The organism is Nibrella viscosa (assembly GCF_039541875.1).
Lineage (GTDB): Bacteria > Bacteroidota > Bacteroidia > Cytophagales > Spirosomataceae > Nibrella > Nibrella viscosa.
The window spans coordinates 90,427-103,995 of record NZ_BAABHB010000002.1 but is presented as its reverse complement, the minus strand read 5'-3'; the positions used below and the strand labels follow the sequence as shown (position 1 = coordinate 103,995).

Below are 13,569 nucleotides of genomic sequence, written 5' to 3'. Positions count from 1 at the left end.
TATTTGTTCCTTGAGCAATGATTATAGTTATTCGCGATTTTCAAGGAACAAAATATGGATACCCGCCGTCTGAAACCCTTTGCTCAACAAGCCCGCCGACTGCTGATGCAGGGCGTCGCCGAACGCCTGCGTTACTGGGGATTTGTGCCCGACAGCCGCCAGCCCATTGAAACGGTCGACAACATCGACGGAGGGTATCTGTTCCGGGGGCAGGTGTTTGACGAGGCCGATGTGCCACGGCGCTGGAAAGCCCTGGCCGAAACCGTCCGCAAACACGGCTTTGCGCACGTGCAGGAGGCCGTTGCCTATACCTGGTTTAACCGCCTGATGGCCCTGCGAATTCTGGCCCGCAACGGCTATCAGCCCGATGTGCTGGCCTTTACCCGGCCCGATACCCCTACGCCCGTGCTGCTCGATGAGGCCCGCCGGAGCCGGCCCCCGTACCTCGCCGAGCCGGCTTACCGCCACCTGCGGCCCCTGCTCACCGACTATACCCGCGAGGCCGAGGCCTTTGCCCGGCTGCTGACCGTGTACTGCGACCAGCACCGCGTGCTGCACCGGCTCTTTGACCAGATGGACGATGCGGCCGCCTTACTGCTCCCGGCCAACATCCTCAGCGACGGCGGTTTCCTGAGCTTCCTAAACAAGACCGACGCCATCGCTGACGACGATTACCGGCAGGTTGAACTCATTGGCTGGCTGTACCAGTTTTATATCTCCGAACGCAAAGACGAGGTATTTGCCGGTTTCAAGAAAGGCCAGAAAGCCGGCCCCGACGACATCCCGGCCGCCACCCAGATATTTACCCCCCGCTGGATTGTGTCCTACCTCGTTGAAAACACGCTCGGCCGCCTTTACCTCGACCAAAACCCCGATTCCCCCCTCGCCGACCAAATGAAGTATTTGGTGAAAGGAGGAGAGGACCATCACGTTTTCCCTGCTTTTGGAGAAGGGGTAGAAGCGCTGCGCCTAATTGACCCTGCCTGCGGTTCCGGCCATATCCTGGTAACGGCCTTTGACCTGCTCATGCTGATTTACGGCGAAGAGGGCTACACCAAACGGCAGGCCGCCGAACGCATCCTGCGCCACCACCTCACTGGCCTCGACCTCGACGAACGGGCCGCCCAACTGAGCCGCTTTGCGCTGCTGCTGAAAGCCGGCCAGTACCACCCCGGCATCTGGGACACCGACATTATTCCGGCCGTATGGGCTATGCCCGACCCGTGGATGCCCACCGATGCCGACCTGCTCGATTTCCTCGGCCCCGACGGCCGCGAGTATTTTGCCGAACTGCACAACGCCCTGCGGCTGATGCAGGACGCCCAGAACCTCGGCTCCGTCATGCGCCCCGACCTCTCAGCCGCCGGCCGCGCTTTTCTGAGCGAACGCACGCGCCAGTATGCCGGCCAGACTGCCAACCCGACTTCGCTCTTTAGCGCGGGCGAACGCCAGCGGCTGCTCCACTACCTGCACGTGCTGCTGACACTCACCGACCGGTATGCGGCCGTTGTGGCGAATCCGCCGTATCTGGGACAAGGCAATATGAATGACGAGTTAAAGCTGTACGTTAACCGACACTTTCCTCGCTCAAAAGCAGACTTATTTGCTGTATTTATGGAAATAAGTGAACGACTCTGCTTACATGGTGGGCGTTGGGGAATGATAAACCAACATTCGTGGATGTTTTTAAGCAGTTATGAAGTTCTACGGGAGCACGTTTTACAGAGCCAAGTAATTGAGAGTATGCTTCATTTGGGTATTGGAACTTTTGAAGAATTGAATAGTAAAGTAATTCAAAGTACTGCATTCACAATTTTTAATAATGCTCCTTCTGCAACTTCTTCAGGTACGTACTATAAATTAACAGAATTAAGTAATAATTCTGGAAAAGAAAAATCATTCCTATCTGGAACAAATAAATTCCTATCTGTAGAGCAGGCTTACTTTCCCAATATACCAAGCTCCCCAATTGCTTATTGGGTATCCACAAAAATGTTAAATACGTACGGTAAAGGCCCCCTTTTGAAATCTGTTAGCTCTCCTTGTAAGGGGATTGATACAGGTAAAAATGAATTATTTGTAAGATATTGGTATGAAGTAGACTCCAATTTTTGCTTATTTAAAAATTTCAATTGGGACAGAATAAACGGTTACAAGTGGTTCCCCTACAACAAAGGCGGTGAGAGAAGAAAATGGTTTGGAAATAGAGAGAATATTGTTAATTGGGAAAATAATGGAGAGTCAATTAAAGCTAGGCTAAGTCGAAAAACAGAGAAGCCATCATTACGGAATTTAGATAAAATATTTCATCCTTCATTTACTTGGACTACTGTTTCAACTGTTGACTTCTCGTGTAGGTACTCACCAGAAGGTGCCTTATTTGATAGTGGAGGAAGTTCAATTTTCTCAAACGAGCAAATATTTTATAGTATAGGTGCTTTCCTTAACTCGAAAGTTGCAGCTACATTTTTCAAGTTTTTATCACCAACGCTAAATTTTCAACCTGGTGATGTTGGTAACTTGCTCTGGTCTGATACTACAACTCTAAAAAATACAATAGTTCAAAAGGCCAAAAACTGCATCTCCATAGCCCGCACCGATTGGGACAGCCGCGAAACAAGTTGGGATTTTACCGAAAACCCGTTAATAGCGGTTTGGCGAAAGCTGGACGAAGGACAGTTGCCGGAAGCGTATGATAGCTGGGCCAATGAAGTTGCCCGGCAGTTTGTGCAGCTCCACCGCCACGAAGAAGAACTCAACCGCATCTTCATTGACCTCTACGGTCTACAGGACGAACTCACCCCCAATGTATCTCCCCGCGACATCACGCTCCTACCCGAAGAACTCGACAAAAACCGGCTTGATGCCACCGTTGCCAACGGCCAATGGGCCACCGATGCCGAAGCCGCCGTTCGGGCCAGTCTCAAACCCGATGCCGTAGTGCGTCAGCTCATCAGCTATGCCGTGGGCCTGCTCATGGGCCGCTACCGCCTGGACAAACCCGGTCTCCACATCGCCCACCCCAACCCCACCGCCGAAGAGTTAGCCAGCTACCCTGTTACCTGGAACACCAGCCATTCCCACGCAGACGTTTTCGCAGCTAACAGCCAAGCCACTGAAACGTCAACGGTAAGCATAACAACCACAGCAGCGCCAGGCATTGGAACACCAACCGCTGGGACGCCAGCCGCTCTTTCACCATATCACTCTTTCATCATTGACCCTGACGGCATCCTGCCGCTGCTCGGCGAAGAAGGCGGATTTGCCGATGATGCGGTGAGGGGCGTACGGCAGGTGCTCGAACTCATCTGGGGAGCCGATAACCTGACCCAAACCATGAGCTTTGTGGAAGACGCCCTCGGCCAGTCGCTGGACAAATACCTGACCACACAGTTCTGGGCCGACCATTGCCGCCGGTACCAGAAGCGGCCCATCTATTGGCTGTTCAGTTCCCCCAAAGGAGCGTTCCGGGCGCTGGTCTACCTGCACCGCATGAACGCCTATACCGTGGCTACGCTGCGCAATAAATACCTACTGCCCTTCATTGACCGGCTCAAGCGGCAAATCGATACTCTCGAAACCGCCCCCGACCGGCTGACCACCGCCGACCTGCGCCGGCTGGACACCCTGCGCCGGCAGTACGAAGAATGCCGCCAGTACGACCTGTTGCTAAAAGATGCCGCCGACCGCAGTTTCACCCCCGACCTCGACGCCGGTGTAACCCGCAACTACGCCGAGTTGGGGAATGTGTTGGCAGTGGTAAAATAAATTTTCCATGAGCGATTTACGCCAGAAAATAGAGCATCATTTCCGGCAGCGGCCTCACCACCGGGTGCTGTTTTTCTTTGACCCGCAGCGCAGCAGTACCGATGAGGTAACCGCCCTGCAAAGCGATGCCTTTGAGGTGCTGACGCTGGGACCGCTACGGCCCTACTTTGGCCTGAAAGTGGCGCTGGAAAGTCGGCCGGCCGCTGCCCCGCCCGTGCTGGTGTATTGCCCCGGCCTGGAAACACCGCGCACCGACGCCGACAAAGCCGCCTTTGCCCTGCTCGACCTGCTGGTCGCCAACGACGAACTCCGGCTCGATAAAGTAGCCGAGTTTATGGCCACCTATACCCTGCAAAGCCACCAGCGCGAACTGGTGGAACGCTACCGCGACGAACTGCTGCGCCGGGATACGCAATCGCTGCTGCAAAATGTCTTAAAGCCCGATGCCTTCGACGAAACGGCCGTTCAGCATGGGCTGGTGGCCCGTCTGATGGGTTTTAAGCAATGGCCCGATAACAATACGCTGCTGGCACGGCTCCTGACCGACCGACGGCACGCCGACGACCAGGAAAAATACCTCACCCGGCTCCGGCAACTGGGACTGGACGAGTACCTGCGCCGGCGGCTGGCCGATGTTTTTTTCGACGGTCCGCTGACCGAACCGATTACCGGCGGGCTGGTGCAGCAGCTTGTGCTGCGGCTCAAATACAACCTGATGGTACAGCCCCTGCCCACCGAAAACGAGCCCTACCCAACCCTGCGCGTACACCGCAGCGACGCCCTCAGCCGGATGCACATCCTGCAGGATAAAATGGGCACAGAGGCTTTGGAGACGCTGTTGACCGAGCTTGGAGACGCGGTACGGGAAGACAACCTGGTAACCCGCTACGGTACCGATGCCTCCTATGGATACTACACACCTCAGCTCCGCGAACGGGTGCTGCAACAGGTGCTGACCGATTACAGCTACCAGCCCGATAAGTCGCTGCAAACGCTGGATAAGCTGCTGGCTACCGTATCGGCTGGGCATACGCAACGGCTCCTGCTGCAAACCGTGCAGTTCGGCATTCAATTGCTGACCGGCATCGGCAACATACCCAGCTACCGGCTCGATACCCCCGAAGACTATATCCGCCAGTACGAACGCACGTTCAGCCGCATCGACACCCTTTACCGCTGGTTCGTACAAACCCGGCGCGACTGGTACGCCCAGGCCTCGTCCGACGCCGAAGGAGCCGATAACGTAGCCGAATGGCTCGAACCCTTTGAGAAACAGGGCCATGACCGCTACGACCGCTTTCTGCTCGAACTCAACCGCGAGTGGTTGGCCTGTCTGCGCGAACGCCGGTATGACCTGCGCAGCCTGAACGTACCCAAGCAGTATGAGTTTTACCGCCGGCACATCCGCGATGCCAACCAGAAGGTAGCCGTGATTATCGCCGATGGTCTGCGATACGAAATAGCCCGCGAACTGCTCGATGAGCTGAACCAGGATACCAAAACCCAGGCATCGCTGGGGCTGATGCTGACGGGCATTCCCTCGACCACCCGGCTGGGCATGGCCAACCTGCTGCCCCACAACGGCTTGCAATTCGACGGTCAGTACGTCAGCATCAGCGGCCAGCGCACCGAAGGGCTGGACGCTCGGGAGGCTATTCTCAAAGCCGCCAATCCCCGCAGCCGGGCCGTCGACTTCCGGCAGTTGGAGGGGATGCGCCGGGAAGACATCCGCGAGTTATTCCGGGAAGAAGTCGTGTACGTCTACCACAACCTCATTGACTACACCGGCGACAAGCGCGATTCGGAGGGTGACACCTTCAAGGCCGTCCGCGAAAGCCTGAACGACCTTAAACGGCTCATCAAGCAGCTTCACAGCCAGTACAATGTCGCCAAAGTGCTGCTCACCGCCGACCACGGCTTTGTGTACCAGCACCTCAGCCCCGACGAGCCCGCCCTGGAAAAGTCGCCCGATGTAGCAGCCCGGCAGGAACACAACCGCTACGTCATTGCCGACGATAGTAAGCCGCTGACGGTAGGCCATACCTTCCCGATGGCCAGTACAACGGCCCTGGCGGGTGTTACGGCGCAAGTGTACACGCCGGAGGGGGTAAACCGCTACCGCCGGCAGGGCAGCGGTATGCGGTACGTACACGGGGGCGGCAGTTTGCAGGAGGTACTCGTGCCGCTGCTCGAAACCAGCCGGAAACGCGGGGAAGGCATCGGTCAGAAAGTATCGGTTCGGCTGGTGCGCGACGATTTGGCTATCTTAGCCAACCAGGTTAAGGTACTGCTGTTGCAGGAGCAACGGGTCAGCGCCAACGAGCGTGCCAAAACCGTAGCCGTGGGTCTGTATGTCGGTAACGAGCTAGCCAGTAACCGGGTCGAACTGCTGTTTGACTCCGTGGCTGAAAACCCATCCGGCCGCATTCGGGAGTGTACCCTGCACCTGACGGGTAACCTGCCCCCGCAGCGGCAGTACACCCTGCGTATTACCGACGTTGCCGACGAGCTAAACCCGCTCCTTGAACGTCCGGTTCAAAACAAAACCATCATCGAGCGCGACTTTTAACGATGGACTATAGCAACAAAGTCAAGACATTTTTTGGCGGCAAAGTCGTCCGCAAAGACCTCACCGCGCAGGTGAAAGGTAGCGCCGTAGTGCCTACCTATGTGCTGGAATACCTGCTGGGCCAGTACTGTGCCTCCGACGATGACGCCACCGTTGCCGAAGGCATCGAGCGCATCCGCGACATTCTGAAATCCAATTTTGTCCACCGCAGCGATGCCGAGTACGTCAAATCGCTGGTGCGCGAACGGGGGCAGCACCGGATTATCGACAAAATCAGCGTCCTGCTCAACGACAAGCAGAACCAGTACGAAGCCGATTTTGCGAACCTCATGATTCGCGATGTTCCCATCGCCGACCGGATTGTCACGCAGCACAGAAAGCTGCTGAGCGGAGCCGGCGTCTGGTGCATCATCGACCTGACCTACGACCACGCCCGCGACGCCAAAGTGCGCTGGGGTATCGAGACGGTCAAGCCCATTCAGGTGTCAGGGATTGATTTGGAAGAGTACATCAATGCGCGAGCCTATTTCTCTACCGAAGAGTGGCTGGATTTGCTGATGCACAGCGTGGGCTACGAGCCGTCGCACTTCAGCCGCCGGGATAAGCTGATTCAACTGTCGCGGCTGATTCCGTTTGTCGAAAACAACTACAACTTTATCGAACTGGGGCCGAAAGGTACCGGCAAATCGCATGTATTCTCGGAGCTGTCCCCGCATGGGGTGCTGGTGTCAGGCGGAGACGTTTCCAAAGCGACCCTCTTTGTTAACAACAGCACCAAACAGTTAGGCCTGCTGGGATTCTGGGACGTAGTGGCCCTGGATGAATTTGAGCAGGAAAAGAACAGCCGGACCACTGACGCCGACCTTGTGAAGATTCTCCAGAACTACATGGCGAACCAGTCTTTCAACCGGGGCAACGAAACCATCATGGCCACGGCCTCGATGGCGTTTGTGGGCAATACCAAGCATACGGTGCCGTACATGCTCAAGAACAGCCACCTGTTTGAGTCCATTCCGCAGACGTATCTGAAAGGGGCCTTTCTGGACCGGATGCACCTGTACATACCAGGCTGGGAGGTACGCATTCTGAAAGAAAACGTATTCAGCCGGGGCCACGGCTTCATTGTCGACTACCTGGCCGAAATTCTCCGCGAACTCCGCCGGTTCGACTACTCCGAACTGCTCACCCCCTACGCCGACCTGGATGCCACCCTGACGCAGCGCGACAAACTGGCCATCCGCAAAACCTTTTCCGGTTTAGCCAAGCTACTCTACCCGCACCGGCAGTTCACGCCCGAAGAAGCCGAAGAGCTGATTGAGTTTGCCGTAGAAGGGCGTCGGCGGGTAAAAGAGCAACTCTACCGCATCGACGAAACCTTTGCCCAGCAACCGGCCCAGTTCCGGTACATCTTCAAACCAACGGGGCAGGAAAAAGACGTCGAGACCCTCGAAAAGCTAAACCTCAACGGGTCCACGCCCGAAGGCGGTGCGGGTGAGAGCGGTTCAGAATCGGGAGCTATCGCTGGGGCAGAGCCGGCGAAACCCACTTTGTTCATCGGCGACCGCGAATTTAAGGAAAACCAGACCGGCGTATCGTACCGGAAGCTGTTCGGCGATTACCTGCGGGGTGCCACCCAAATCACGCTGATTGACCCGTACATCCGCTCACATCACCAGTTCCGGCAACTGATGGAATTCTGCGTACTGCTGCACGAGCTAAAGCCGCTGGAGCAGGAAATTGAGCTGGAGGTGCAAACCTGGATAGATACCGACAAGGAGAAAGACCCGCAAAAAGAATTAGAGAAGACCCAGGCCATTTTTGACCAGATTACCGAGTCCGTCGCCGAGCTTGGCATCCGGTTAACTGTACAATTCGACGCATCCATCCACGACCGGTTCATTTACACCAGCAACGGCTGGAAGATAAGGCTCGGCATGGGCCTCGACATCTACCAAAAGCCCGACCTCTACGACGTCGCCAACGTCCTGCCCGAAAAGCGAAAATGCCGCAAGAAGTTTGAGATCAGTTACGGGCGGCTGTAGCAAAACAGACAAATAGGTTGCGCAAGGGGATATTTTCCCGCCGAAAAGGGGGAATATCCCCTTGTGTCCTGAGGTACAGCTATGTACCTTTAACCTGAATCTTCTATCTTATAACTATATGTCTATGAAAAAATACTACGTATGCGCTTTAGTATTGCTATTTATCCTTCCGGTTTTTGCCCAACGCACCTACAAAACCAAAGAATACCATCTTTCATTCAAAGAGAATGGGAGTCTGGAGGGAAATCAAAAAATGCCGACTGTACTAAAGAAGCTGGATAAACTTATTATTAACTTACCAAATCAAACACCATTAAACCCTTCTGACAAAATAAATAAATTTAAAGACGACCTTCTTTCATTCTACTTTGATCGGAAAAGTCCGTTCTATTGGTATATCACCTATAGTGACTTTCGCTCTTCAAGCGATATAGGTGAGCAGATGATTCAAAAGTATAATGTAATTAACAATATAGATGCAGAGTTCAACGGTATAAGTTATCCTTTAAACGAGTTTTGGCTACCACCAGCAACAACAGACGTAAAAATATCTTTAATAAAAAGGTTTGAGCAAAATAAAGTACTCTTAGAGCATATAAAAAACACCAGTAACCTTTATGATTCTTCTTGGGAAATTTACATCCCCTTTCTTGACACACTCCGGGAAAAGGTATTACCCTCCGCTTTAAGAATACATGACCTTCTCCAGCGGGAGAAGTTAGTAAGCAGCACGCCACAATTTAACCAGGAAATACTCCAAGAGCTAATAAGGGTAGATCCTTACCGAGAGCATATTCATAGCCTTTTTAAGCGGGTAGCCTTACCCAATATGAAATGGATGAATCAATGGTATTGGTATACAAAAGCAGTCCCTAAAATCAACCCTTTCTTTAGAGATCCTCAGAAGTTACTATTAAAAACAGAAGAGCTATTGGTGCTCGCTAAGGAACGCTTAAAACTATTTGATTCATACCTGACAAATAGTTTAAGTTCTGGTATACCAAATGGATTTAAATCTTTTAATGAAGTAAAAAAAGAGCACACAGCACTGATGAATGGGGTAGCTGAGTTGGAAAACCTAAAGAAAAACCTTCAGCTCGAAAAATCCTTGTATGATAAATGGCTTGCGACTCTAAAATTTACCAGTCAGCCACTAAATGAAAGTACCTTATACATATCTGACAAGGAAACTATTCGCTGGATGCACCATTATGATGGTGGGCAAAAATACAAATCACTAAATATCGACAATACCTTACCATCTCAAATTGCAGACCGTGACCAAATAATTGCACTTGTATACAATGTGCCTGACTCAGTAGTACTAGATTTGAACGCCAAAGACTCTACAATTATTCCAAGAACTAAACTTGCTGAAGCTTTAGATCCTTTTGAGAAAGCACTTTTACAAAGCCTAAACGGAGTTGATGCTATGACAACCTTATTTGGCAAATGGTTTCCTGTGTTAAATCCAGGTAGCATAACTTTTCCATCTGGTGGTATTCATTCACTCGCAGGGAGCATAGGAGTTTCAGCAGACAATTTAACTGAACTTGTTACCCTAGATCAGATAGCTTATAACAATTTAATTAAAGAATTTGAGGATACCTATTCAGAATTAAAATGGCTCATGGATCAGACGCCAATTCCAGCCCAAATTTTTCAGCTAAAAGGCGAAGAGAACAAGAAAATGCCGTTGCATACGGAAGTGCACAATGTAGAAGAAACATTACATAAAGAAGGCAACCGATCGGTTACCTATAAGCTTGCCGTAAAGGGTAAAACTGGTGCACCGGTTATTACACAAACGTATACCAAATATGCCCGTACCTACTTCTGGCCGGCATTGGGTGCCGTATACATCCCAAACTCCCGGGACGCATCGGTATTTGATGAAAAAACCGGTCAGTTCAGCACGAGTGCTAAAGTGGACAACTTTGAGGTGATCGCCGGTGTCAAGATTTACCCGTGGGGTACCAACATCAGCCGGGACATGAAAACTTTCAAAAACACGTACTGGAACAATCTACGGGGTAATCAGTTTGTAACGAGCCGCTTGTTTGGCTTTCTTGGGTTGGGGATGCGGCATAAATTCTTAAAGAACTACGTAGGTGGCCTTGGGTTTGATATTGTGCCAGGGTTTAGCGTACAGACGGGTGCTAATCTTCTCTTCCAAAAGCGGTATGAGCTGGAAAATGGAAAGGTGAAAAATGAATACGAGCGCCCCGTATACAACTGGTATATAGGCCTAAGTCTGGATCCAACTATTGTACCTCAAATTGTAAATATTTTTAGATAAGAAAGAGAATGAGAGCGACTATACTATTTCTATATATACTAATTCTGTTTAGTGCCTGCAAAACGGAACCAGGGTTCTTTTATAATCGCAATGAATTTAAAGGAAAGGTTCTGCTAAAAGACGATTACGCTGAGACAGTCTCTATGCCCGCTCCCGACGCTGTTATCTACCTGGCTATGAATGAAAAAGCTGAACCATACCTGTACAAAGCGGATACAACTGACAAAGATGGAAATTTTACCTTTTCATTCGCGCCAAGTAAAACTGAAACTGTATTTTTGATTGCTCGATATATAGATAAGAATGGACAAACGTACCAAAATAGCTATCAAATAGATGCCTTACCCAAGAATTCTGCAACCAATGAAATTGAGCTGATTTTAAGTCCTGTTTACAAGAAAAATGTTATTAAGGTAAAGATTATAGACAGAATCAACCAACGCGAGCCTGTTGCAAAAGCAGAAGTATTACTCTTTCTAAATGAAAATCATGCAAAGACTTACCGAGAATCGGAGCCGCAGGGTGTCATTCAACGCCGAACTACTAACGAGCGGGGAATTGCTTTCTTTTCTGATCTTGAACCGGGTACATATTATGTCCGCGCTAAACTACTCACAGCCGATGGCGTAGCCATTGCGGAAGAAAATTACTCTATCTCTACTCTCTCTGCCGCTATGAGTCCTAACGACATAACGCCTTTTGAACTTCAGGTCAGCTATCCGGCTATAAAGGCAACCTTTCTTTATCAGGACGGTAGTGGTAGTCTTGAACCACTTGCAAAGGTTCAAGCTTATCTATTTACCAGCAACGTTCAGGCAAGTTCTGTCATGTTAACTCCGCCGGCACCAAGTGGATATGTTGATCAGAAAGAAGTGGGTGCCAGCGGAGTAGTTTCTTTTACAGGTCTTACCGGTACCAATTACTATTTGGGCGCTGTAGTTACACTACCTGGCAATGTTACTGTAAACTATGTATCTCCAGTTGTCAGGCCTTCGGCCGATGTTCAACGTTTTAAAGTAAATTAAGCTATACGCTTTGTACACTCAAAGCCCACAGTAATGGTTCGACATTACTGTGGGCTTATTCTATTCGGGTAATATATGCTTTTTTACCGAACCCCCACTGCATCAAACGCATCAACAATAGCCCGGATTTTGACATTAGCCGACGCAGTTAGTTCATGCCGGAACAAAGTGCGGGCAACCAGGACAAGCGCCCGAAGACTGTCCGAGAATAGCGACGTACGGGACAAATACTGCGTTAGCGCTAAATAGAAAAGAGCACCCAGCGTGTCGGGGCTAAACAGAAAAGTGCCCTGTTGATTCCGGGCGGTCATAATCTGGAAGGCAGCAAAATTATGAATCCCACTATTCGTATGAACACCCCCATGATCTCTGGTGGTACGAAGGAAGTTATCCATATGCATCGGCTGATTGCGTGCAGCTGGATTCCGAAAATTGCGAATCGGTACTCCCGAACCGTCCACATCCTCACCCATTTCCCAGTTCCAGTTGGCGATATTAGGTTCGTCCCGGTTGGAAACGAGAATACCGAAAATATCAGAGTATGACTCATTGAGGGCACCGGTTTCAAAGGCATACTCCAATCGGGCTGTTTTATCGGTTACGCCGTGGAATATTTCATGGGCTACAACATCAAGTCCGGCAGCAAAGGATCTAAACCGCCCACCCAAAAGCCGTTGTCCGTATACCATTTGTTTCCTGAGCGGAATCCAGGCTGCATTCTGCCATTGCCGGCCATCGGGGCTCTGCCGTCTATCAATGCAATTGACACTCGATACCAACGGACTTCCTAAATTATCGAAACCGTTGCGTCTGAGAACCTGTTGCAGATAGCTGGCGACGACTACTGCATTAGCATGAGCACTAACGGCCGATGCATTCCAAATAGGTGGATTTAAAAAAATATTGCCGGGCAGGTTTCCTGAGAATATATCCTGAAAACCAAAATCAAACGTATGAACGTTGAACTGGCTGTCGAACAAGCGGAATTGCCCGCTCCCCGGAACATCTTCCATACAGAGTATGGGCCGTGCTAGACCTAGTTCATCAATGCCGGTATCCTGGAAAGCCGCCATACTGGGTGTTCGTGGTCTGATGGCCAGCGGTTCTCCTGTCTCTGCATCAATGAAATAGTCCATCAGAAGAGAAGCATGACCGTGTTCCTCATGATTTTGATGCTCCTCCTGTTTAAACTGCCAGACATCCTCCAAAAGATACACCAATCGCCATGTTTCCGACTTTTCATCAAAGTAGTAACACAGCCGAGGTACCGACTCAAACGGCTGATCGCCGTAACCTGCTAACTTCTGGACAATATCCACTGCTTGTGCCGGTGATAATTGGGCAACAGCCTGCACATCTGATGGTTGAGCCAGCGCGGAGTTAACCGCTACTAACTCATTCCGATTGTCAAGCTCCACCGTCACCAAAGAACCATAAACCGGTATTTTATTAAATGTTTGTCGGAACTTAACGGTTCGGGTATCCGTCAAAGGCTGCGTCTCTGTACTCAAAATCCGAAACTCCGAGGGTATACCCTTAACGTTGGGTGCCAAAAATTGAGGCAGCGACTGACTCGCTAAGGCTAACTGCAGGTGTTGACGAGCCGCCGTTTCCGGGTCCAGGTTCGCCAGGTCGGTGAAGCTTGGGGCAGCCATACCACGGACGTTTCCACGTTCTTCATTCAGTGTTCGGACTGCATCCTGATCAGATTGATTTTCTGAATGTAAGTCAAAGGTCTGAAGGCCGTTCCGGTTTGCCATAGTTTTTTAGAAAAGAGGGTTTATTTATAAATTTATCGGGCTCAATGTAATAGTCTGCCATTGGCAGACTATTACATTGAGCCCGATAAAATAAGAAGGTAAAGAA

Annotated in this window: 6 protein-coding genes; 5 read left to right on the top strand and 1 reads right to left on the bottom strand. The window is 51.0% G+C overall.

Going from position 1 to position 13,569, the window contains the following annotated elements; genetic code table 11:
* Positions 1-54 precede the first annotated feature (54 nt).
* From pglX to ABD931_RS05110, 5 genes are all read left to right on the top strand, one after another.
* Positions 55-3,768, top strand: a complete 3,714-nt coding sequence (gene pglX / locus ABD931_RS05130) for a BREX-1 system adenine-specific DNA-methyltransferase PglX (protein ID WP_345264623.1) — start codon at positions 55-57, stop codon at positions 3,766-3,768.
* 7 nt (positions 3,769-3,775) lie between these two features.
* Positions 3,776-6,337: a BREX-1 system phosphatase PglZ type A gene (gene pglZ / locus ABD931_RS05125; protein WP_345264621.1), complete on the top strand. Its 2,562-nt coding sequence runs from the start codon at positions 3,776-3,778 to the stop codon at positions 6,335-6,337.
* Positions 6,338-6,339: 2 nt separating this feature from the next.
* Positions 6,340-8,379 (top strand): BREX system Lon protease-like protein BrxL, encoded by a 2,040-nt coding sequence (brxL, locus tag ABD931_RS05120; protein ID WP_345264619.1) that lies wholly within the window; start codon positions 6,340-6,342, stop codon positions 8,377-8,379.
* Positions 8,380-8,503: 124 nt separating this feature from the next.
* Complete coding sequence (locus tag ABD931_RS05115) at positions 8,504-10,678, top strand: hypothetical protein (protein WP_345264617.1); 2,175 nt, start codon at positions 8,504-8,506, stop codon at positions 10,676-10,678.
* A 176-nt stretch (positions 10,679-10,854) separates the two neighbouring features.
* Positions 10,855-11,703, top strand: a complete 849-nt coding sequence (locus tag ABD931_RS05110) for a hypothetical protein (protein WP_345264616.1) — start codon at positions 10,855-10,857, stop codon at positions 11,701-11,703.
* A gap of 83 nt (positions 11,704-11,786) precedes the next feature.
* Here the strand turns inward: ABD931_RS05110 and ABD931_RS05105 are convergent, their stop codons facing one another.
* Complete coding sequence (locus tag ABD931_RS05105) at positions 11,787-13,463, bottom strand: M4 family metallopeptidase (RefSeq protein WP_345264614.1); 1,677 nt, start codon at positions 13,461-13,463, stop codon at positions 11,787-11,789.
* Positions 13,464-13,569: the final 106 nt, after the last annotated feature.

Bases quoted from the DNA above. Each gene is read 5' to 3' on its own strand.
- pglX (WP_345264623.1), top strand. From the start codon at position 55: ATGGATACCCGCCGTCTGAAACCCTTTGCTCAACAAGCCCGCCGACTG.
- pglZ (WP_345264621.1), top strand. From the start codon at position 3,776: ATGAGCGATTTACGCCAGAAAATAGAGCATCATTTCCGGCAGCGGCCT.
- brxL (WP_345264619.1), top strand. From the start codon at position 6,340: ATGGACTATAGCAACAAAGTCAAGACATTTTTTGGCGGCAAAGTCGTC.
- ABD931_RS05115 (WP_345264617.1), top strand. From the start codon at position 8,504: ATGAAAAAATACTACGTATGCGCTTTAGTATTGCTATTTATCCTTCCG.
- ABD931_RS05110 (WP_345264616.1), top strand. From the start codon at position 10,855: ATGAATGAAAAAGCTGAACCATACCTGTACAAAGCGGATACAACTGAC.
- ABD931_RS05105 (WP_345264614.1), bottom strand. From the start codon at position 13,463: ATGGCAAACCGGAACGGCCTTCAGACCTTTGACTTACATTCAGAAAAT.